Annotated in this window: 19 protein-coding genes; 6 read left to right on the top strand and 13 right to left on the bottom strand. The window is 62.7% G+C overall.

Translation table 11 applies throughout. From position 1 onward, the window contains the following. Positions 1-134: 134 nt before the first annotated feature. Positions 135-1,280 carry a GGDEF domain-containing protein gene (locus NKJ88_RS16845; RefSeq protein ID WP_023688638.1) on the top strand — a complete coding sequence of 382 codons (1,146 nt, stop codon included), beginning with the start codon at positions 135-137 and terminating at the stop codon, positions 1,278-1,280. A 92-nt stretch (positions 1,281-1,372) separates the two neighbouring features. On the opposite strand, the gene NKJ88_RS16840 is transcribed toward NKJ88_RS16845, so the two are convergent. The 6 genes from NKJ88_RS16840 to urtA form a co-directional block, all read right to left on the bottom strand. Beyond that, entirely contained in the window at positions 1,373-1,549 is a 177-nt protein-coding gene (locus NKJ88_RS16840; protein WP_023670936.1) for a hypothetical protein, read from the bottom strand. Between the two features lie 531 nt (positions 1,550-2,080). After that, positions 2,081-2,776, bottom strand: a complete 696-nt coding sequence (gene urtE, locus NKJ88_RS16835; protein WP_023688639.1) for an urea ABC transporter ATP-binding subunit UrtE — start codon at positions 2,774-2,776, stop codon at positions 2,081-2,083. A 69-nt stretch (positions 2,777-2,845) separates the two neighbouring features. Further along, positions 2,846-3,592, bottom strand: coding sequence for an urea ABC transporter ATP-binding protein UrtD (urtD, locus tag NKJ88_RS16830; protein WP_023688640.1), 747 nt, complete (start codon positions 3,590-3,592; stop codon positions 2,846-2,848). 4 nt (positions 3,593-3,596) lie between these two features. Beyond that, positions 3,597-4,829 carry an urea ABC transporter permease subunit UrtC gene (urtC, locus tag NKJ88_RS16825; protein ID WP_023688641.1) on the bottom strand — a complete coding sequence of 411 codons (1,233 nt, stop codon included), beginning with the start codon at positions 4,827-4,829 and terminating at the stop codon, positions 3,597-3,599. After that, positions 4,826-6,442, bottom strand: a complete 1,617-nt coding sequence (gene urtB, locus NKJ88_RS16820) for an urea ABC transporter permease subunit UrtB (protein ID WP_023688642.1) — start codon at positions 6,440-6,442, stop codon at positions 4,826-4,828. The genes urtC and urtB overlap by 4 nt, the downstream gene beginning before the upstream one ends. 112 nt (positions 6,443-6,554) lie before the next feature. Next, positions 6,555-7,865 carry an urea ABC transporter substrate-binding protein gene (gene urtA / locus NKJ88_RS16815; protein WP_023670931.1) on the bottom strand — a complete coding sequence of 437 codons (1,311 nt, stop codon included), beginning with the start codon at positions 7,863-7,865 and terminating at the stop codon, positions 6,555-6,557. Positions 7,866-8,177: 312 nt separating this feature from the next. Between urtA and NKJ88_RS16810 the strand changes: the two genes are divergently transcribed. Continuing rightward, positions 8,178-8,573: a hypothetical protein gene (locus NKJ88_RS16810; protein WP_352444757.1), complete on the top strand. Its 396-nt coding sequence runs from the start codon at positions 8,178-8,180 to the stop codon at positions 8,571-8,573. A gap of 117 nt (positions 8,574-8,690) precedes the next feature. Further along, a complete protein-coding gene (locus NKJ88_RS16805) occupies positions 8,691-10,604 on the top strand; it encodes a PhoX family protein (RefSeq protein WP_352444755.1) in 1,914 nt (637 codons plus the stop codon). 65 nt (positions 10,605-10,669) lie between these two features. On the opposite strand, the gene NKJ88_RS16800 is transcribed toward NKJ88_RS16805, so the two are convergent. From NKJ88_RS16800 to NKJ88_RS16790, 3 genes are all read right to left on the bottom strand, one after another. Continuing rightward, positions 10,670-12,241 carry a GMC family oxidoreductase gene (locus NKJ88_RS16800; RefSeq protein WP_023752196.1) on the bottom strand — a complete coding sequence of 524 codons (1,572 nt, stop codon included), beginning with the start codon at positions 12,239-12,241 and terminating at the stop codon, positions 10,670-10,672. Between the two features lie 51 nt (positions 12,242-12,292). Further along, positions 12,293-12,817, bottom strand: coding sequence for a twin-arginine translocation pathway signal (locus NKJ88_RS16795; RefSeq protein ID WP_023684617.1), 525 nt, complete (start codon positions 12,815-12,817; stop codon positions 12,293-12,295). Between the two features lie 80 nt (positions 12,818-12,897). Then, positions 12,898-13,293: a VOC family protein gene (locus NKJ88_RS16790; RefSeq protein WP_023684616.1), complete on the bottom strand. Its 396-nt coding sequence runs from the start codon at positions 13,291-13,293 to the stop codon at positions 12,898-12,900. A 220-nt stretch (positions 13,294-13,513) separates the two neighbouring features. Here NKJ88_RS16790 and NKJ88_RS16785 point away from each other — a divergent pair, with 220 nt between their 5' ends. Then, positions 13,514-13,816, top strand: a complete 303-nt coding sequence (locus tag NKJ88_RS16785) for a ribbon-helix-helix domain-containing protein (RefSeq protein WP_023670924.1) — start codon at positions 13,514-13,516, stop codon at positions 13,814-13,816. A gap of 5 nt (positions 13,817-13,821) precedes the next feature. Here NKJ88_RS16785 and NKJ88_RS16780 read toward each other — a convergent pair whose 3' ends face one another. Continuing rightward, positions 13,822-14,532: a purine-nucleoside phosphorylase gene (locus NKJ88_RS16780; protein ID WP_023815808.1), complete on the bottom strand. Its 711-nt coding sequence runs from the start codon at positions 14,530-14,532 to the stop codon at positions 13,822-13,824. Between the two features lie 84 nt (positions 14,533-14,616). Further along, positions 14,617-17,187, bottom strand: coding sequence for a cell cycle histidine kinase CckA (gene cckA, locus NKJ88_RS16775; RefSeq protein WP_023670922.1), 2,571 nt, complete (start codon positions 17,185-17,187; stop codon positions 14,617-14,619). A gap of 205 nt (positions 17,188-17,392) precedes the next feature. Here cckA and NKJ88_RS16770 point away from each other — a divergent pair, with 205 nt between their 5' ends. Continuing rightward, a complete protein-coding gene (locus NKJ88_RS16770) occupies positions 17,393-18,109 on the top strand; it encodes a flagellar biosynthetic protein FliO (RefSeq protein ID WP_023834140.1) in 717 nt (238 codons plus the stop codon). Between the two features lie 175 nt (positions 18,110-18,284). On the opposite strand, the gene dksA is transcribed toward NKJ88_RS16770, so the two are convergent. Further along, positions 18,285-18,701: an RNA polymerase-binding protein DksA gene (gene dksA / locus NKJ88_RS16765; protein WP_023673491.1), complete on the bottom strand. Its 417-nt coding sequence runs from the start codon at positions 18,699-18,701 to the stop codon at positions 18,285-18,287. Positions 18,702-18,706: 5 nt separating this feature from the next. Then, on the bottom strand, positions 18,707-18,886 hold the full coding sequence (locus NKJ88_RS16760; RefSeq protein ID WP_023696495.1) for a hypothetical protein: 180 nt from the start codon (positions 18,884-18,886) through the stop codon (positions 18,707-18,709). Between the two features lie 69 nt (positions 18,887-18,955). On the opposite strand from NKJ88_RS16760, the gene NKJ88_RS16755 reads away from it, so the two are divergent. After that, the gene (locus NKJ88_RS16755) at positions 18,956-19,459 is read left to right on the top strand and encodes a SixA phosphatase family protein (protein ID WP_023696494.1); all 504 of its coding nucleotides are present in this window, start codon (positions 18,956-18,958) and stop codon (positions 19,457-19,459) included. Positions 19,460-19,463: the final 4 nt, after the last annotated feature.

Genomic DNA, 19,463 nt, shown 5'->3' with positions numbered 1-19,463 from the left:
TTCAACCCAGAATTGCTACGATCAACCGAAGCGTGATAGCTTATGCGCATCGTAACCTTATCGATACCTCCTTCCTGCATAAATCCGGTGCGGGTCCTTTCTAGAGGCCGGCCGCCGCGCGCAAGGACGAGGGCATGTCGCTCGACTACAGTTCCCTTCTGTTGGCTGTCGGGTTTTCCGCCGCTTGCCTCGGCCTGACGCTGTTCGGCATCTGGCTTACCGCGCGCTCGGAAAAATTCCTGCTGACCTGGGCCGTCAGCGTGCTTCTTATCGTTGCCGACGTCTTCGCCTACCAGGCCTATATCGACGCGCCCGGGCGCCTGCTCGGCCTCGCCAGCTTCACGTTCCTGCTGCTCGGCTTCGCGACCATGCTGGGCGCTGCCCATCAGTTCACGACAGGGAGGTCACCGCTGCCCCGCATTGCTGTCGGCGCCGGCGTCTCGCTGGCAGTCGCCTTGCCGCCGATGGCGCTTGGCTATGACGGGCTGGGCTTCATGCTGGAGAATGCCTTCGCCGCGCTGCTTTTGTTTGCGACGGCCTATGAATACTGGAAGGGCCGCACCGAATTCCCGGCCCCGATCCTCGGCATTGCCGGGCTCTACACAGCCACCGCAATTTCCTTCGTGCTGTGCTCCGGTGCACTTGTCTGGGATGGCAGGCTGGTGCTTGGCCATGCGCCGAGCAACTGGGCCGAGGATTTCAGCCTCATCGTCGTCATCGCGTGCATGACCGGCATCGGCGCGCTCTCGCTGGCGCTCAACCAGGGACGCCTGGCGCAGTATCATCGCCGCGAAGCGCTGACCGATCCGCTGACCGGACTGCTCAACCGGCGCGCTTTGTTCGACCTGCACGGCAAAACACCTGTCCGGTCCTTCACCGCCGTGATCGTGTTCGATCTCGACGGCTTCAAGGCGATAAATGACGAGTTCGGCCATGCCACCGGCGACGAGGTGCTGAAACTGTTCGCCAAGGATTTGACCGCCAATCTCCAGCCGGGCGATGTCGCCGCGCGCATGGGCGGAGAGGAATTTGCATTGGTGCTCGATCGCACCTTGCCTGAAAAGGTGGAATTCATAGCCGAGCGGATCCGGGCCAGTTTTGCCATGCGCCGGATCGATACCGAGACCCGCCTGCTGTCCTGCACCGTCAGCGCCGGCTACGCCTTCGGCAGCGAGGGCGGCACCAAATTCGACAAGGTGCTCAGCGCCGCCGACAAAGCGCTTTACGGCGCCAAGCGCGGCGGCCGCAACCGTGTGCTCGCCTTCCGGCGCGCCGGGTAGGCTGGGCTGATATTCAGCCGGCCTGAACCTCACCACACGTAAAACAACACCCCAAAGCGCGTCGCATGAGGCCGTTCAGGCGCGACGCGCTTTTAGGCCGCTATGACGATCTCGTTGTAAGTGTCGAGGTCGACGTAGAAAACCTTGGTGATTTCGCCGATCAGCTCATCCTGCTGGTAGCCTTGCGAGCGCAGAATGTTGATGGCGGTGATGATGTCGACACGCTCTGTCAGCCGTCGTTTCTGGTGGTCCTCGACGAACCGTTCCATAGCCCTATTCTCCTGGCAAGATTATCTGAACGCATTGACCGACAATCAGAACTGCGAGGGAAGCTAGGGTGGCTTGCTTGCGTGGAACTTGCAGGCTGAGCCAGCATATTCCCTCGATCTGCTACAGAACCAGACTGATACGGAAGCGGCCGACTCACCGAGGCCTAGGAAAGACTAGTATGCAGTATTCGGCGTGCCAGAGTGTGGCGGCCTCGGACGAAAGTCCGACGCAACGGGTGCGGACCTTCGCGACTTCATCATCCTTGGGCGTAGCGACGCGAAGCGGAGCGAAGACCCAGGGATCCATGCCGGGACGAAGAAGCGTCATTAACGGTGCAGAATGTGGAATGCCAATGTGCCGCAGAAGCGATCTTGTTCTGCATCGCGGCGCTCTTTGGCTGATGTCGCGGCATGGATTCTAGGGTCTGCGCGCGTCGCTCCGCTCCTTGGCTCCGCCCTAGAATGACGAAGTGATTGTGGGCATTTCAGCCAATCTTCGACGTGTACGATCCGTGCAGCCGTCGACCTGCGTTAAACCGTCAGAAACTTCCTGACGTCCGCCCGGTCGAGATCTTCGGCCGGGCCGGTGTGGACGATCTGGCCGCGGTCCATGATGTTGACCTCGTCAGCGAGCTCGCGGCAGAAATCCAGATATTGCTCGACCAGCAGAACGGCGATACCGGCCTGGTCGCGCAGATAGCGGATGGCGCGGCCGATGTCCTTGATGATCGAGGGCTGGATGCCTTCGGTCGGCTCGTCGAGCACCAGCAGTTTCGGCCGCATGACGAGCGCCCGGCCGATGGCGAGCTGCTGCTGCTGGCCGCCTGAGAGATCGCCGCCGCGCCGCCCCAGCATCTGCTTCAGCACCGGAAACAGTTCGAAGACATGCGCCGGCACGTTGCGGTCGGCGCGCTTCAACGGCGCAAAGCCGGACTCCAGGTTTTCGCGCACCGTCAGCAGCGGAAAGATCTCCCTGCCCTGCGGTACGAATGCGATGCCCGACCGGGCGCGATCATACGCCGCGCTCCGGTCGAGCGCCTTCCCCTCGAAGGCAACGCTTCCGCTCGTCAGCCGGTGGTGGCCGACGATCGATCTCATCAAACTGGTCTTGCCGACGCCGTTGCGGCCGAGCACGCAGGTGATCTTGCCGGCACCCGCCGTCAGCGACACACCGCGCAACGCCTGAGCAGCGCCGTAATGGAGCGTGGCGTTGGAAACTTCGAGCATGTCAGCGCCTTCTCCAGAAGCGGAGGAACGAAAAGTCGAAGCGATGGAATTGCACCCGCCAGACCATGCTCATCTCCCGAGATAAACTTCGACGACCCGCTCGTCGGCCGAGACGAAATCGAGCGAGCCTTCCGACAGCACCGAGCCCTCATGCAGGCAGGTGACCTTGACGCCGAGTTCGCGCACGAAATGCATGTCGTGCTCGACGACGATGACCGAATGGTCGCGCGCTATGTCCTTGAGCAGCCGCGCGGTTTCCTCGGTCTCGGCATCGGTCATCCCTGCGACCGGCTCGTCAACCAAAAGCAGCTTCGGGTCCTGCGCCAGCAGCATGCCGATCTCCAGCCACTGTTTCTGGCCATGGCTGAGATTGGCTGCCAGATCGTGGCGCTTGTCGCCCAGCCTGATGATGCCGAGGATGTCGTCGATCTGTCTGGCTCCGGCGGCCGAGCGGCGATGGAACAGCGCCGGAAAGATCGAGCGCGGGCCCTTCAGCGCCAGCATCAGATTGTCTTCGACGCTGTGGCTTTCGAAGACGGTCGGCTTCTGGAATTTGCGGCCGATGCCCATCATGGCGATCTCCGCCTCGTCGTGCCGGGTCAGATCGACCTGGCCGTCGAAGAACACTTCGCCCTCGTCGGGCCGGGTCTTGCCGGTGACGATGTCCATCATCGTCGTCTTGCCGGCGCCGTTGGGACCGATGATGGCGCGCATCTCGCCCTTGTCGAGCACCAGCGACAGATTGTTGATGGCGCGGAAACCGTCGAAGGAGACCGAGACGCCGTCGAGATAGAGGATGGTGTTGGACTTCGACATCGCTCTATTCCGCCGGCTGCGGTTCAGGCCCGGACGCGGACCAGGCACCGGGCGTTGTTGCTGCGCTGCGCACGATCTTCAATGGCGGCGCGGCATCAGGGTCTGTGCCCGCTTCCTCTGCAATCGCTGCAGCCCGCATCGCCCGAGCGTTACCGCGCCAGGAATCCCACATGCCGACGATGCCCTTGGGCAGGAACAGGGTTACGGCGACGAACAGGCCGCCGAGCGCAAACAGCCAGAACTCCGGCAGCAGGCCGGTGAACCAGGATTTGCCGGCATTGACCAGCAGCGCGCCGACGATCGGGCCGACAATGGTGCCGCGCCCACCGACGGCTGCCCAGATCACGACTTCGATGGAATTGGACGGCTCGAATTCGCCGGGATTGATGATACCGACCTGCGGCACATAGAGCGCGCCGGCGATGCCGGCCATGACAGCCGAGACGGTGAAGGCAAACAGCTTCACGTTCTCCGCCCTCCAGCCGAGAAAGCGGGTGCGGCTCTCGGCGTCGCGCACCGCCATCAGCAGCTTGCCGTATTTGGAGCCGACGATCGCCCAGGTGATGAAGACGGCGAGCGCGAGTATGATGGCGCTGGCGGCAAACAGGGCCGAGCGGGTGGCGTCGGCCTGCACGTTGAAGCCCAGAATATCCTTGAAATCGGTCAAGCCGTTGTTGCCGCCGAAACCCATGTCGTTGCGGAAGAAGGCAAGCAGCAGCGCGTAGGTCATCGCCTGGGTGATGATGGAGAGATAGACGCCGGTGACGCGGCTGCGGAAGGCGAACCAGCCGAAGACGAAGGCGAGCAGGCCGGGCACCGCCAGCACCATGATGGCGGCGAACCAGAAGTGGTCGAAACCGGTCCAGAACCAGGGCAATTCCTTGTAGTTCAGGAACACCATGAAATCGGGCAGGATCGGATTGCCGTAAACGCCGCGCGAGCCGATCTGGCGCATGAGGTACATGCCCATCGCATAGCCGCCGAGGGCGAAGAAGGCGCCATGGCCCAGCGAGAGGATGCCGCAATAGCCCCAGACGAGATCGAGCGCCAAGGCAAGCAATGCATAGCAGAGGTACTTGCCCGTCAACGCGACGATGTAGGACGGAATATAGAACGCGCTTTGCGGCGACACTGCGAGGTTGAGCAGCGGCACGATAATGGCGGCCGTCAGCAGGATGAAAATAGTGATGGCGATGCGACGGTCGGCACCCGCGGCGAAGAAGCGTCCCGTGATCATGTTTCCACCGCCCTGCCCTTGAGCGCGAACAGGCCGCGCGGGCGCTTCTGGATGAACAGGATGATCAGCACCAGTACGACGATCTTGCCGAGCACCGCGCCAGCATAGGGTTCGAGAACCTTGTTGACGATGCCGAGCGAGAAGGCGCCGACCAGCGTGCCCCAGAGATTGCCGACGCCGCCGAAGACCACGACCATGAAGCTGTCGATGATGTAGCCGCGGCCGAGATTGGGCGAGACATTGTCGATCTGGCTGAGCGCGACGCCGGCGATGCCGGCAATGCCGGAACCGAGCGCAAAGGTAAGCGCGTCGACCCAAGGCGTCCGGATGCCCATCGAGGCGGCCATGCGGCGGTTGGCGGTGACGGCGCGCATCTGCAGGCCCCAGGGCGTGCGCTTCATGACAAAGAGCAGAACGCCGAAGACGGTGAGCGCGAAGACCAGGATCCAGAGGCGGTTCCAGGTGACGGCGAGTTGGCCGACATCGAACGAGCCCGACATCCAGGAGGGATTGCCGACCTCCTGGTTGGTCGGCCCGAAGATCGAGCGGACCGCCTGCTGCAGGACAAGCGAGACGCCCCAGGTTGCGAGCAGCGTTTCCAGCGGCCGGCCGTAGAGGAAGCGGATGACGCCGCGCTCGATGATCAGGCCGACGGAAGCGGCAACCAGGAAGGCGAGCGGCAGCGCGATCACCAGCGACCAGTCGAACAGGCCGGGGAATGAGGTTCGGATCACCTGCTGGACGACGAAGGTGGTGTAGGCGCCGAGCATCACCATCTCGCCATGCGCCATGTTGATGACGCCCATGACGCCGAAGGTGATGGCGAGGCCGATGGCGGCCAGCAGCAGCACCGAGCCAAGCGAGATGCCGTACCATATGTCCTGGCCGGCATCCCACAGCGCCAGGCTCGAATTGATGCTGGCGATTGCCGCCGTCGCGGCATCCTTGACCGCGCCTTGCGCATTGGCCTCGACCGCGGTGAGCAGCGAGACCGCGTCGCGGTCGCCGCGCGCGCCGATCAGGGCAATGGCGGCAAGCTTGTCGGCCTCCGGCTTATCGGAGACCAGCACCGATGCCGCGCGCGCCTGTTCGAACAATGCCTTGACCTTGGCGTCGGTCTCGGCGGCGATGGCTGCATCGAGCGGCTCGATATTGGCGGCATCGGGGGTCTTGAACATGGTGTCGGCGGCGGCGATGCGGACAGAAGGATCTTTCGCGCGCAACGTCAGCGTTCCCAGCGCATCTCGGATGACACGGCGCAGCGTGTTGTTGACCTTGATCTTGGTGATGTCGGCCTTGGCGGCGTCGCCGGCTTTCTCGCCGCTCAGCGGGTCGAGCAGCGTGACGCTGTCGGCGGCCTCACTGCCGACGAAGACGGCTGAATCGGCTTTACGAATGTAGAGATTGCCTTCGGCGAGGGCTGCAAGCGGCCGTTCAACCAGCGGATCGCCGGTGGCGGCAAGTTCGCGCACAACAGCCTCAGTGGCGGCAAAGCCCGTGCCCGTGGCGAATTTGGCGACGATGGCGCGCAGATCGGCTTCGGCTGCGTTCGACGGCAATAGGCTTGCCACCAGGAACACCAGCATGAGGCCGAGAGTGCGCAACAGGATCATCCGTTCAGATACTCTTCTGTGGGGAAATTCCGCGTCCGGGCGGGCTGAAGCGCCCGGACGCTTGGCGGTACCGATCGTGGACGCGTCCACGATCGGTCAGTCCCGGGAGGGATCAGTTCGTGCCCTTGCCGCCGCATTTGCCGGTGGCAACGTTGAAGTTGCCGCAGGACAGAGGCGCGCGCCAATCCGAAATCAGGTCCTTGGAATCGGGCAGATAGTCGGACCATTCGTCGCCCATCACGAGGCCGGGCGTCTGCGACACGGTCTCGAACTGGCCGTCGGCCTGGATCTCGCCGATCAGCACCGGCTTGGTGATGTGATGGTTCGGCATCATGGTCGAATAGCCGCCGGTGAGGTTCGGCACGGACACGCCGACCATGGCGTCGATGACCTTGTCGGGATCGGTGGTGCCAGCCTTTTCGACCGCCTTCACCCACATGTTGAAGCCGATATAGTGAGCTTCCATCGGGTCGTTGGTGGTGCGCTTGTCATTCTTGATGAACTTGTGCCAGTCGGCGATGAACTTCTTGTTTTCGGGTGTGTCGACGCTCTCGAAATAGTTCCAGGCAGCGAGATGGCCGACCAGCGGCGCGGTATCGAGACCGGCCAGTTCTTCCTCACCGACCGAAAAGGCCATGACCGGGATGTCCTCGGCCTTGATGCCCTGGTTGCCGAGTTCCTTGTAGAACGGAACGTTGGCGTCGCCATTGACGGTCGAGACGACGGCGGTCTTCTTCCCGGCCGAGCCGAATTTCTTGATTGCGGAGACTTCGGTCTGCCAGTCGGAGAAGCCGAACGGCGTGTAGTTGACCATGATGTCTTCGGCGGCGACGCCCTTGGCCTTCAGATAGGCCTCGAGGATTTTGTTGGTGGTGCGGGGATAGACGTAGTCGGTGCCTTCCAGCACCCAGCGCTTCACCGAGCCACCGTCCTCGCTCATGAGATAGTCGACAGCGGGAATCGCCTGCTGGTTCGGGGCGGCGCCGGTGTAGAACACGTTGCGCTCGCTTTCCTCGCCCTCATACTGGACGGGGTAGAACAGGATGTTGTCGAGTTCCGAGAACACCGGCAGCACCGATTTGCGCGACACCGAGGTCCAGCAGCCGAACACGGCGGCGACCTTGTCCTTGGAGATCAGCTCGCGCGCCTTCTCGGCGAAGAGCGGCCAATTGGAGGCCGGATCGACAACGACCGCCTCAAGCTTCTTGCCGAGCAGGCCGCCCTTGGCGTTCTGCTCTTCGATGAGCATCAGCATGGCGTCTTTCAGCGTCGTCTCCGAAATCGCCATGGTCCCCGACAGCGAATGCAGAATGCCGACCTTGATCGTGTCTTCGGCGGCCTTGGCCGGAGACGACATCGACAGGCCGGCGGCGACCACGCCGGCCGAAAACATTTTTGTTATTGTGGAGAAATTACCCCTCATACCGAAGACTCCCAAGCTGTTTGATTGCACCGCGATAATGCAATGCAACTGCCGTGCCAAACGCAAAGGCGCCGCTCACAAGAATGGAATAGCCGAGCGTTATCAGCCGGTTGGTATATTAGCCTGAAGAAAACAATGGCAGCCAGTGAAAATTGATTGAGCTAAATTTGCGCAGCGCACACGACTTTTGCCTAATTTTCGCCCAAATAGGACAAATGCCTAGTTTTTGATCTCCGGCCGTGGATTCCGGGCGAACAATGTTGCGGCACCGCGCAAAAATAGGGCAAGCTCGCCATTCAAAAGAGAGACGTCATGGCATCTCGCATCTCACGGATTTCCGGCATCCTGCTGCTGATGGCAACGAGCGGCGGCGCGCGCGCCGATTTCAGCGAGGGCAAACTTCCTGACGGCACCTATCGTTGCGAGGTCTATTTGCTCGGCGCCTTCCTCAACCTCGGCGACATCACTATCAAGGGCAATGTCTATACCGGCCCGGTGACGTTCGGAACGGCGCTGCAAGGCTACAATTATCAGATGAACGCCAATGGCGAGATCACCTGGCTCGGGCCGCTGGGCGGCTATACCACCGGTGGCAACTCCGTCTCCATGACACAGGCAACACTGGACGGCGAGACCGCCCCGTCATTCGACATCATTCTGAAGCAGCCCGACGGCGCCTTCACCGCCTCGACCTGCACCAAGGGCTGAGCGATGCGTAGTGCCGCGCCCAGTTGCGGCAAAACCTTCCTCTTATGTCATGTGAATGTTGCCTAAGCAGACTAGGGCAACGGTGCGCCGTAACATCCACCCTGAGAGGCAGACACCATGGCCAATACACCGTCTTCATCCTCCCCCGTCATCCGCGAAATCATTGCCGAGCGCGTCTCGCGCCGGTCTCTTTTGAAAGGCAGCCTCGCCTCCGGCGCGCTGATTGCCGGCGGCAGCTTTGTCGGCTCCTTGTTTGCCGGCGAAACGCATGCCGCCGCAGCGCAGTCGACGCTCGGCTTTCCCGAGCTGAAGCGGGTCTACGACAAGACCCATGCCGCCGCCGAAGGCTATGAGACGACCATCGTCGCGCGCTGGGGCGACCCGCTTGCAGCTGGCCTCGCCGAATTCGACGGCAACAAGGTCGCGGCGGAGGAACAGGAAAAGCGCTTCGGCTACAATTGCGACTACATCGCCTTCATGCCGCTGCCGAAGGGCACGGTGAATTCTGATCATGGCCTGCTCTGCGTCAACAACGAATACATCTCGCCCAATGTGATGTTTCCGGGGATGACCGAGGGCGATGCCGGCAAGACGATGACCAAGGAACAGGTCGATCTCGGCATGGCCGCGATGGGCCATTCGATCGTCGAGGTGCAATTGAAGGACGGCAAGTGGGAAACCGTAGCCGACAGTCCGCTGAACCGCCGCATCACCGCCAACACCGAAATGACCGTTTCCGGACCGGTTGCCGGCCATGCGCTGATGAAAACCTCGGCCGACGCGACTGGCACCAAAGTGCTCGGCACCAGCTACAACTGCAGCGGCGGTTTCACCCCCTGGGGTACGGTGCTGACCTGCGAGGAAGGCGTGTCCGACATTTTCGGCGGCGACCCGAAAAGGGCGCCGACCGCCGATCTGCTTGACCGTTACGGCTTCGACGGCTCCGACATCTATGGCCGCGGCCGCTTCCATGACCGCTTCAACCTCGACAAGGAACCGAACGAGGCCAACCGCTTCGACTGGGTGGTCGAGATCGACCCTTACGATCCTCAGTCCAAGCCGGTGAAGCGCACGGCACTTGGCCGCATGTCGCATGAGGCCTCGACCGTGGTCCTCAACAAGGACGGCCGCGTTGTCGTCTATATGGGCGACGACGACTATTTCGAATATATGTACCGCTTCGTCTCGGCCAAGGCCTATGACATGGCCAACCCGGCCTCCGGCGCCGATCTGCTCGACGATGGCGTGCTGTCGGTCGCCCGCTTCGATGCCGATGGCTCGATGACGTGGCTGCCGTTGGTGCACGGCCAGGGCAAGCTTACCGTCGAGAACGGTTTTGCCGACCAGGCCGAGGTGCTGTTGAAGACGCGGTTTGCGGCAGATGCGCTCGGCGCCACGCCGATGGACCGGCCCGAGGACATCGAGACCAATCCGGTGACCGGCCGCGTCTATGCGGTGATGACCAAGAACAAGAAGCGCGACCAGTCAAAGGTCAATCCGGCCAACACGCGGCCGGAAAATCTCTGGGGCCATATTGTCGAACTGATCCCGCCCGGCGGCCGCGGCGCGGATGCCGACCACACGGCGGAAAAGTATGCCTGGGACCTGTTCGTGCTCTGCGGCAATCCGAAAGATGCCAAGGTCGGCGCCACTTTTCATCCGGATACGTCGGACAATGGCTGGTTCGTCTGCCCCGACAACATCACCTTCGACCCGGCGGGGCGGCTGTGGGTGGCGACGGACGGCGCCAATGATTTCGACCTGCCGGACGGCGTCTATGGCGTCGACACCGAAGGTGCGGCGCGCGGCCTGCCGAAGCTGCTGTTCACTTGCCCGCATGGAGCGGAAGCGACCGGCCCATGCTTCACGCCGGACGGCACGACGCTGTTCCTATCGGTGCAGCACCCGGCTGAGGACGCCGAGTCGCTCGACAAGGTGCAGACGCTATGGCCCGATTTCAAAGACGGCCAGTTGCCGCGACCTTCCGTCGTCGCCATCCGCCGCAAGGACGGACAGCCGGTCGGCGCATAGTGAGTCCTAGGAAAAAAGGGCGGAACGCGCCATGCGCGTTCCGCGTAGCGATCCCGGAGGACGGCTCAGATCGTCTTGGCCGACATTTGCGAAGCGATGTATTCGGCCTGGCGGATAGCCAGCGACACGATCGTCAGCGTCGGATTTTCAGCCGCACCGGTGGTGAACTGGCTGCCGTCCGACACGAACAGGTTTTTGATGTCGTGCGCTTGGCCGTGCTTGTTGACGACGCCGTCTTCCGCCTTTTCGCTCATCCGGTTTGTGCCGAGATTGTGGGTTGAGGGATAGGGCGGCGTCGGGAAGGAGCGCGTCGCGCCGACCGCATCGTAAAGCGCTGTGGCCTGCTTGTAGGCATGGTTGCGCATCGCCGTGTCGTTGGGATGATCATCGAAATGCACGTCGGCGATCGGCATACCGTGCGCGTCCTTCTCGTCCTTGTGCAGCGTGACGCGGTTTTCCGCGCGCGGCATGTCCTCGCCGACGATCCACAGGCCAGCCATGTGATCATAGTGGTCGAGCGCGGTGGTGAAGGAACGGCCCCAGCCGCCGGGATTGAGGAAGGCGGCCATGAAGGGCAAGCCGAGCGACAGCGTCTCGAATTCATAGCCGCCGACAAAGCCGCGTGAGGGATCGTGCCGCGCCTCGTCGCGGATAATGCCGGCCATGGTGGTGCCGCGATACATATGCACCGGTTGGTCGAAGATGGCGTAGACCGAACCGGTGGTGTGGCGCATGTAGTTCTTGCCGACCTGCCCCGACGAATTGGCAAGCCCTTGCGGAAACTTCGCTGACTCGGAGTTCAGCAGCAGGCGCGGGCTTTCGATCGAGTTGCCGGCGACGGCGACGATGCGGGCCTTCTGCTCCTGCAGATTGCCGTCCTTGTCGGCATAGACGACGCCGGTCACTTTTCCGCTAGCGTCATGGTTGATCTTGATCGCCATGGCGTTTGGCCGGACCTCGAGATGGCCGGTCGCCTCACCTTTGGGAATCTCGGTGTAGAGCGTCGACCATTTGGCGCCCCATTTGCAACCCTGGAAGCAGAAGCCGGTCTGTTGGCAGGAGTTGCGGTCGTCGCGCTCGACCGAATTGATTGCCATGTTGCCGGTATGACATTCCTTATAGCCGAGCTTGTCGGCGCCGGCCTTGAGCACCTTGAAGTTGTTGTTGCCGGGCAGCCGCGGCCAGCCATTGGTGCCGGTGACGCCCATCTTGGCTTCCGCCTTGGCGTAGTACGGCTCCATCTCGGCCAATGTGACCGGCCAGTCCAGCAGGTTGGCGCCTTCCAGCTTGCCGTAGGTCGAGAGCGTCCTGAACTCATGCTTCTGGAAGCGCAACGAGGCGCCGGCCCAGTGCGTGGTCGAGCCGCCGACCGATTTGACGATCCAGGCCGGCAAATTGGGGAAATCCTTCGACACCCGCCAGTCGCCTGAGGTTGTGCGCTTGTCCGTCCAGGCGAGCTGGCTGAAGGAACCCCACTCGTCGTTGATGAAATCCTCGTATTCGTGGCGCGCGCCGGCCTCGAGGATGACGACATCGACGCCTTTCTGGGCGAGTTCGTTGCCGAGCGTGCCGCCGCCGGCGCCGGAGCCGACGATCACGACCACGCCGTCGTTGTTGAGATCAAATGAAGCTGCCATGGTTTCCTCCCATGAATTCCTGTTTGCGGGGTTTCAGAACGACGGAAGGGCTCAGAGCCACTCTATGTCGTCGAAACCGCGCGCGATGTAGCCGCCCTTGGAGTAGGATTCGCCCTCGTAGCCGAAAATCGGCCACACCTCCTGCTGGTTGTAGAGGCTGACGACGAGGCCGCCGCGGATGGACTGGAAGAACGGCGTCGCCTCGATCTGCTGCAGCACGGCAACGCGCTGCTCCTCCCAGCCGAGGCCGCGATAGCCGCCCTCGCCCGACTTCTTGTCGAGGTTGGCGATGCCGTCTTCGATCATCGTCTTGTAGGCAGCGTCCTTGCCGGCCTGCTCATCATGCCCTTTTACGGCGATGGCGTAGTATTTGTCGGGCACCTGATCGTGCGGATAGATGTCGCGCGCCATCTGGATCAGCGTTGCCATGGTTTCGGGCTTGAGCGCCGATGTCTCGAGCCCCCAGGCATTTTCAGGGCTGATGACGGCGCTGCCGGAAATGACGAGCAACGCGCCGATGCCGCCGCGCTTGAGAAGTTCACGACGTGAGAGCCTCGCGTCATAGATCGTGACCATTTGTTCCTCCCTGCTTGCTGTTTGCGCCCTTGAACAGCGCCGTTGCTGGCGCCGCGCGGCTAAATGCGGCTGATAATCCCCTACTGGAAGCGCCCTCCACGCTGCAGAACCTCGATCTTGTAGCCGTCGGGGTCCTCGATGAAGAAAAAGCGGGCGATCAGCGATCCGTCGCGGTTGAATTCGACGATCTTCTTGGGGTTGAGGCCGAGCGCGCCGATCCGGTCGTGTTCGCTGTCGAGATCGGACACCGAGACCGCCAGATGGCCGTAACCGTCGCCAAGCCCATAAGGCTCTGTGCGGCCCTTGTTCACGGTGAGTTCGAGCTCGAACCCCGTTTCGGCGTTGGCAAGGTAAATCAGCGTGAATGTCTCGAAATCCAGCCTGTCGGCGACGTCGAGCCCGAAAGCGTTTCTGTAGAAATCGACGGATCTGGCCTCTTGGAGAACCCGGATCATTGAATGGATTGCCTTCGCCAAATCAGTCTCCGCCGCTGCATGTTGGAGGCGATTATGGGCGGCACGCGCGAAAGGTGGTGGCAGCCGGTTACCACGGCTAAATTTGCAATCGCTGCTATGCCTGCGCCTAAAGACGAAAGTCCGATTGCCGATTCGGCCCACAAGGCCGAACATGCAGGGACAACCACAACTTGAAGGCGCGACACGCTGCGCCCAAAACCAACAATATCGGGAGGTAAGGATGTGCAGGGTTTTTGCCGGGCAGGATCCGGAAGGCTATCGACAGATCAACCGGTCGATCCGCATCGACGGTCACTCTACGAGTATCCAGCTTGAAGGAACGTTCTGGGCGCTGCTTGACGAAATTGCCGACAGCCAGGGCCTGACGACGCCGAAGTTCATCTCAAAACTCTATGACGAGGCGATCGAGATCAACGGCGCCATTCCCAACTTCGCGTCAATGCTGCGTACCACCTGCGCGCTCTATCTGCGCGGTCACCGGCCAGACATGGATGAGCTGACGCCGAAGCGCGAAGCGGCCTGAGGAAGCTAGCCTTCCGCCGCAACGTCGAGCCCGAGCCGCGCCATATCGGTGAACAGCGCCTGACGTTCGGAATAGGCAGTCTGTTCGCCGGTCACGATGTTGTCGACGACGGTCAGCAGCGACAGCGCGCGGGCGCCGAAATGCGCCGCGATTCGGTAGAGTGCGCTGGTTTCCATATCGACAGCGAGAGCGCCAAGCGCCTGCGCTTCGGCAAAGCGGTCGCGCCCTTCAGGGTGGTAGAAGACATCGCTGCAGATGGTCAGCCCGGCCTGGTGGCCAATGCCGAGCTGGGCGGCGCAGGCCAAAGCGTGGGCGAACAGGCCGGGATCGGGCCGGGCTGCAGCATCGTAGAGGCCGAAGACCTGGCCGCTTTGGTCGCTTTCGGCGCGCACCGACTGCGAGATCACCAAGGAGCGCAGCGGCACGCGGGGTGTCAGGCCGCCGCAAGTACCTGTGCGGATCAGCGTTTTGACGCCGTGAACATCCAGGAGTTCATGCACATAGACCAGGAAGGACGGGACACCGATGCCGGTGGCCTGGATGCTGATGGGACGGCCGCGATAGAGACCGGTGAAGCCGAGTGCGCCCCGGCGGCGGTTGACGCAGCGCGGCGCCTCAAGAAATGTCTTTGCCATCCACTCGGCGCGTTGCGGATCGCCCGGCAACAGCACCGTTGCGGCATAGTCGCCCCTGGCAGCCTCGTTGTGCGGCGTCACGACATGCTCCCCAAAACCCGCCGCCCGTTTCGCCTGCAATCATGGCAGTGTCACGTCATTGCGCAAGCTTTGAATTAGGGCGCCCTAGGACTCCAATACATCCTTGACCACGGTGGCCAGTTGCTTGAGGGAGAACGGCTTCGGCAGGAAGCCGAATTGCGCGTCCGGCGGCAGGTTTCTGGCGAAAGCGTCTTCGGCATAGCCGGACACGAAGACGAACTTGATGTCGGGCTGGCGCTTGCGCAGTTCGCCGAGCAGCGTCGGTCCGTCCATTTCCGGCATCACCACGTCTGACACGACGATATCGACCTTGCCGCCGAGCGCTTCGAAGACTTCCAGCGCCTCGACGCCCGAGGAGGCCTCATGGACGGTATAGCCGCGCGAGGTCAGCGCCCGCGAGCCGCCCATGCGCACGGCGTCTTCATCCTCGACGAGGAGCACAGTGGCCGAGCCCGACAGGTCCTTGGCGCTGTCGGCGGCTTTCACCGGCGCAGCCGGCGCCTCGCTGACGTCGCCGGGCTTTTTCGCCTCCACGATATGGCGCGGCAGGAAGATGCGGAAGGTCGAACCCTTGCCGACTTCGGAATCGCAGAAGATGAAACCGCCGGTCTGCTTGATGATGCCATAGACCATCGACAGGCCAAGGCCGGTGCCTTTGCCGACTTCCTTGGTGGTGAAGAACGGCTCAAAAATCTTCTTCAGCACGTCCGGGGCAATGCCCGAGCCGCTATCCTCGACCTCGACCACGACATAGTCGGCAGGCGTGAGCTCGCGGTAGGAGAAGCTCTTGCATTGTTCGGCGGTGACGTTGCGGGTGCGCACGGTGAGGTCGCCGCCGGCCGGCATGGCGTCGCGCGCGTTGACGGCCAGGTTGACCACCACCTGCTCGAACTGGCCGATATCGACCTTGACCGGCCACAAATCGCGGCCGTGGTCGACCTTCAGCTTGATCTCGTTGCCAACCAGGCGGGCAAGCAGCATCCGGAGATCGGCAAGCACGTCGGTCAGGTTCAGCACTTCCGGCCGCAATGTCTGCTTGCGCGAGAAGGCGAGCAACTGCCGCACCAGCGAGGCCGCCCGGTTGGCATTCTGCTTGATGTTCATGATGTCGGGGAAGGACGGGTCCGACGGCCGGTGATTGGTCAGCAAAAGATCCGACGCCATAATGATGGCGGTCAGCACATTGTTGAAGTCGTGGGCGATGCCGCCGGCGAGCTGTCCGACCGCCTGCATCTTCTGGCTCTGCGCCATCTGGCCCTCGAGCGCCTTCTGCTCGGTGGTCTCGACGGCATAGACGATAGCCGATTCCTCGGCGCCCTCGCCGGTGCCGTCGGCGACGGCGTTGACGTAGAAGCGGATGTGACGCTCCTCATTGCCGGGCAGCAGCGTGTCGATCGGCTCGATGTCGGCCTGCCTCAGCCGCGCCTTCTCGAAGGCGGCGGCAAAGGCCGGCCGGTCGCGCTCATGGATCACGGTGTCCAGCCGCACGCGGCGGTCAACCGCGTCGCCGTCGACGACGGAGGAAAACAGCGACAGGAACGGCGCGTTGGTGCGCAGGATGCGGCCGCCATTGTCGACGGCGGCAATGGCCATCGGCGTCGAATTGAAGAAGCGAGTGAAGCGTACCTCCGAAGCCCGAAGATCGGCCGATGCGTCCTCGCCCTGGGTGCGGTTGAGCACGATGGTGCGGGTGGGACCGTTGGTCCCCTCGCGGCTGGCCGAGACCCGATGCATAAAGCGCACCGGCAGCGCCTCGCCGGTCGTCGTCGTAAGATCGAGATCGATGACGGCGTTGCGGGTGGTGCCGGGATCGGCCTTGACCGAGCGCACCAGCGCCATGCCGTCGCCGGCGACGATTTCCGGGAGTGTCACGGCGCCAGGGGTGAAGCTCGCCAGATCGATGCCCAGCCATTCGGCGAGCGTGGCGTTGATGTAGGTGACACGGCCTTCCTGGTCGGCCGAGAAGAAACCGGCCGGCGCATGGTCGAGATGGTCGATGGCCTTCTGCAAGTCGAGGAAGAAACGCTCCTGCTCGGCCCGTTCCTGCGAGATATCGGCAAGCTGCCAGGCAAGCATCGGCAGGCGCTGACCGGGAACGCTGAAGGTCCGGGCCCGCGCCCGGTACCAGCGCGCGCCGGGTTCGGCGCCCGGCCGGATCGACTGTGCTAGCCGGAACTCACCGTCGCCGGCCTGGCCATCGCGCAAGCCCGAGGCCAGCCGGTATATGGTCACCGAAGCTTCGGGGACATCGGAAAGCAGGCCTTCGACCGTCTTCAGATCGGCGGCCGACGCGGCACCGGTCATCTCGGCGTAGGCCCGGTTGGCGTAGACGACGCGGCCCTTGGTGTCGGTGACGATCAGGCCCTGCGACATCGAATCGACGAAGGCCTTCGACAGTTCGTCCCCGGTCGAACGCGGCGCGATCTGCACGAAGCCGATGGCCGTGGCGAACAGGAAGCCGACGCCGATCATGGCAAGCACGCCCAGCATGCCGAGCAGGAACGGATCGCCAAGACGCTCGCGGAAAATGCCGAAAACGATCGCGGCCCCAGTCAGGACGATGATGAACACGATGAGCCGGGTAACCGCGCCTGGCCGCGTGTTCTGATCGACGATCGGTACCGGATAGAAATCGCCGCGCGTTTCCCTGGCCATATGCCCCCTGCTCGTGAGTTGTCCGACACCGCCCCCGGCCGGTTGAATCACATTCTCCTAATCCGGAAAAGGCCTTGGCGGCAAATGTCGGATAAAAATGACGCGTCGGTGTTTTCAAGCTGTTCACGAAGCGTGAAGGCAACTTGCGGTGGCTGGCCGCAACGGTCTAGTGTCCCTCCACTTCAAAAGCCGATTGGGGGCACCGATGCAGTGGCTGGATAATGTGGCGGGTCCCGGATATGCCGCAGCGCTGCTGTGGACGTTTGCTGCCCTTGTCCTGCTGGTCATCGTGCTCATCATCATCAGGCTGATCCGCAACCTGACCTTCGGCACCTTCGTTGCCGGCGGCAGGAACCGCAAGACACGGCTGGCGGTCATGGACGCCACGGCAGTCGACAGCCACCGCCGGCTGGTGCTCATCCGTCGCGACGACATCGAACACCTGCTTTTGATCGGCGGCCCAACCGACGTTGTCGTCGAGCGCGATATCAGGCTTGCAGCGCCACGCCGTCCGGCATTGACCGGCGATGGCGGTGTTGGCCAGCAGCAACAGGCGCCGCGGCCGCGCGCAGCACAACCCGCTCCCACCGCGCCCGCAAGGCAGGCGCCACCGCCGCAACCGGTAAGGGCTGCTCCAGCCGCCGTTCCGCCGCGCCAGGCCGCGCCGGCGCCGAAACCGGCTCAAATCTACCAGGCGAGCAATGTGACACCGCTGCCGGCCTATGGCTCCGCCGCCAATACTGCCCGGCAGGCCCCGCCACCGAAGCATGAGTCCATCGACGATACCCTGATGCGGGAGCTCGAGGTCTCGCTCGACGATTCGCACCCCAAACCGGCAAGCAAGCCGGCTGCGAAGGCACCGCAGTCTCTCGACGACGAGATGACCAAGCTGCTCGGCGAACTCGCCAGCCAGAAACGGTAAAGCCCGGCGAACCGTCACATCTTGCCGATTCCCGATCGAACGCCGCTTAAGCGTGTCGTCCGTTTCAGCGCGACGCGCTTTAACTTGGGGGCGGACTAAACCCTTCGGCCAAAAACAGAAATGGCCGGGAAACCCGGCCATTTCTGATGAAACAGTCCTGCCTGACGGCAGCGGCTCAATCGTCGCGATAGACCTTCTCGCGGCGTTCGTGGCGCTCCTGCGCTTCGATCGACAAGGTCGCGATCGGACGCGCATCCAGCCGCTTCAGCGCGATCGGCTCGCCGGTTTCCTCGCAATAGCCGTATGTGCCTTCATCGATGCGCTGCAGCGCCGAATCGATCTTTGAAATGAGCTTGCGCTGGCGGTCGCGGGCCCGAAGCTCGATGGCGCGGTCGGTTTCCGAGGAAGCGCGATCGGCGAGATCGGGATGGTTGGCGTTTTCCTGCTGCAGGATTTCGAGGGTTTCGCGCGCTTCGCGCAGTATGTCGGTCTTCCAGGTGACGAGCTTCAGGCGAAAGTAGGATTTCTGCCGTTCGTTCATGAACGGCTCGTCTTCGGAGGGTACGTAATTGGCTGTAACGATATCGTTCATTCGACTCACCCAACAACCCCAAATTTGGCGCCTATATATTCGCGCAGAGAAGGCTGCACAAGCGTAATCCGCGCGCGTTTCACGCAATTGTTAATGCCGCGCGGGCGATCCTCAGCAAAGCCTTCCATAGCAAGGGCGCGGGCGAATTCGCACATGATTCGCTGCGCTTGGGCGTCGCCGCCCATTGTGCCTCAGGCCTTTCTCGTGGCTAATCCAGTTGTGTCATTGGTGGGCAGCACACCATTGGGGGTCCGGTGAGCAGACTGTATCTGTTGAGGCATGCGAAGGCTGGCTGGGCCCTTCCCGGCGTGCGCGACTTCGATCGCCCGCTCGACGCATCCGGCATTGCCGATGCCGAAATGATGGGGACTGCGATGCGTGCCCGCAACTACATCCCCGATATCACGCTCTGCTCCAACGCCAAGCGGGCGCGCCAGACGCTGGAAGGCATCGCCGGCCACACCGATACCGGCCGGGTGCTGTTCTTCGACACGCTCTACAGCGAGGATGCCGCCGGCTACCTCGCCATCATCCGCAGCAATGGCGGCCCCGGCTCGCTGCTGGTCATCGGCCACAATCCGATGACGGAAGACCTTGCCATGGCGGTCTCGGGCGATGGCGACGAGGCCGCGCGGGCCATCATGAACCATGGTTTCCCGACCTCCGGCCTTGCGGTCGTGCGCTTCGACGGTACCCTCACCGACGCCGCGCAAGGTTCGGGCTATCTCGAAGCCTTCCTGACGCCCGCCGATCTCTGAGCGG

This window comes from Mesorhizobium sp. M0016 (assembly GCF_040324035.1).
Taxonomy (GTDB): Bacteria; Pseudomonadota; Alphaproteobacteria; order Rhizobiales; family Rhizobiaceae; genus Mesorhizobium.
Note: the sequence above shows the minus strand (reverse complement) of the source record. Positions and strands in the feature narration are given on the sequence as shown.

Coding starts and splice junctions, on each gene's coding strand:
- NKJ88_RS16845 (WP_023688638.1), top strand. CDS start 135: ATGTCGCTCGACTACAGTTCCCTTCTGTTGGCTGTCGGGTTTTCCGCC.
- NKJ88_RS16840 (WP_023670936.1), bottom strand. CDS start 1,549: ATGGAACGGTTCGTCGAGGACCACCAGAAACGACGGCTGACAGAGCGT.
- urtE (WP_023688639.1), bottom strand. CDS start 2,776: ATGCTCGAAGTTTCCAACGCCACGCTCCATTACGGCGCTGCTCAGGCG.
- urtD (WP_023688640.1), bottom strand. CDS start 3,592: ATGTCGAAGTCCAACACCATCCTCTATCTCGACGGCGTCTCGGTCTCC.
- urtC (WP_023688641.1), bottom strand. CDS start 4,829: ATGATCACGGGACGCTTCTTCGCCGCGGGTGCCGACCGTCGCATCGCC.
- urtB (WP_023688642.1), bottom strand. CDS start 6,442: ATGATCCTGTTGCGCACTCTCGGCCTCATGCTGGTGTTCCTGGTGGCA.
- urtA (WP_023670931.1), bottom strand. CDS start 7,865: ATGAGGGGTAATTTCTCCACAATAACAAAAATGTTTTCGGCCGGCGTG.
- NKJ88_RS16810 (WP_352444757.1), top strand. CDS start 8,178: ATGGCATCTCGCATCTCACGGATTTCCGGCATCCTGCTGCTGATGGCA.
- NKJ88_RS16805 (WP_352444755.1), top strand. CDS start 8,691: ATGGCCAATACACCGTCTTCATCCTCCCCCGTCATCCGCGAAATCATT.
- NKJ88_RS16800 (WP_023752196.1), bottom strand. CDS start 12,241: ATGGCAGCTTCATTTGATCTCAACAACGACGGCGTGGTCGTGATCGTC.
- NKJ88_RS16795 (WP_023684617.1), bottom strand. CDS start 12,817: ATGGTCACGATCTATGACGCGAGGCTCTCACGTCGTGAACTTCTCAAG.
- NKJ88_RS16785 (WP_023670924.1), top strand. CDS start 13,514: ATGTGCAGGGTTTTTGCCGGGCAGGATCCGGAAGGCTATCGACAGATC.
- cckA (WP_023670922.1), bottom strand. CDS start 17,187: ATGGCCAGGGAAACGCGCGGCGATTTCTATCCGGTACCGATCGTCGAT.
- NKJ88_RS16770 (WP_023834140.1), top strand. CDS start 17,393: ATGCAGTGGCTGGATAATGTGGCGGGTCCCGGATATGCCGCAGCGCTG.
- dksA (WP_023673491.1), bottom strand. CDS start 18,701: ATGAACGATATCGTTACAGCCAATTACGTACCCTCCGAAGACGAGCCG.
- NKJ88_RS16760 (WP_023696495.1), bottom strand. CDS start 18,886: ATGGGCGGCGACGCCCAAGCGCAGCGAATCATGTGCGAATTCGCCCGC.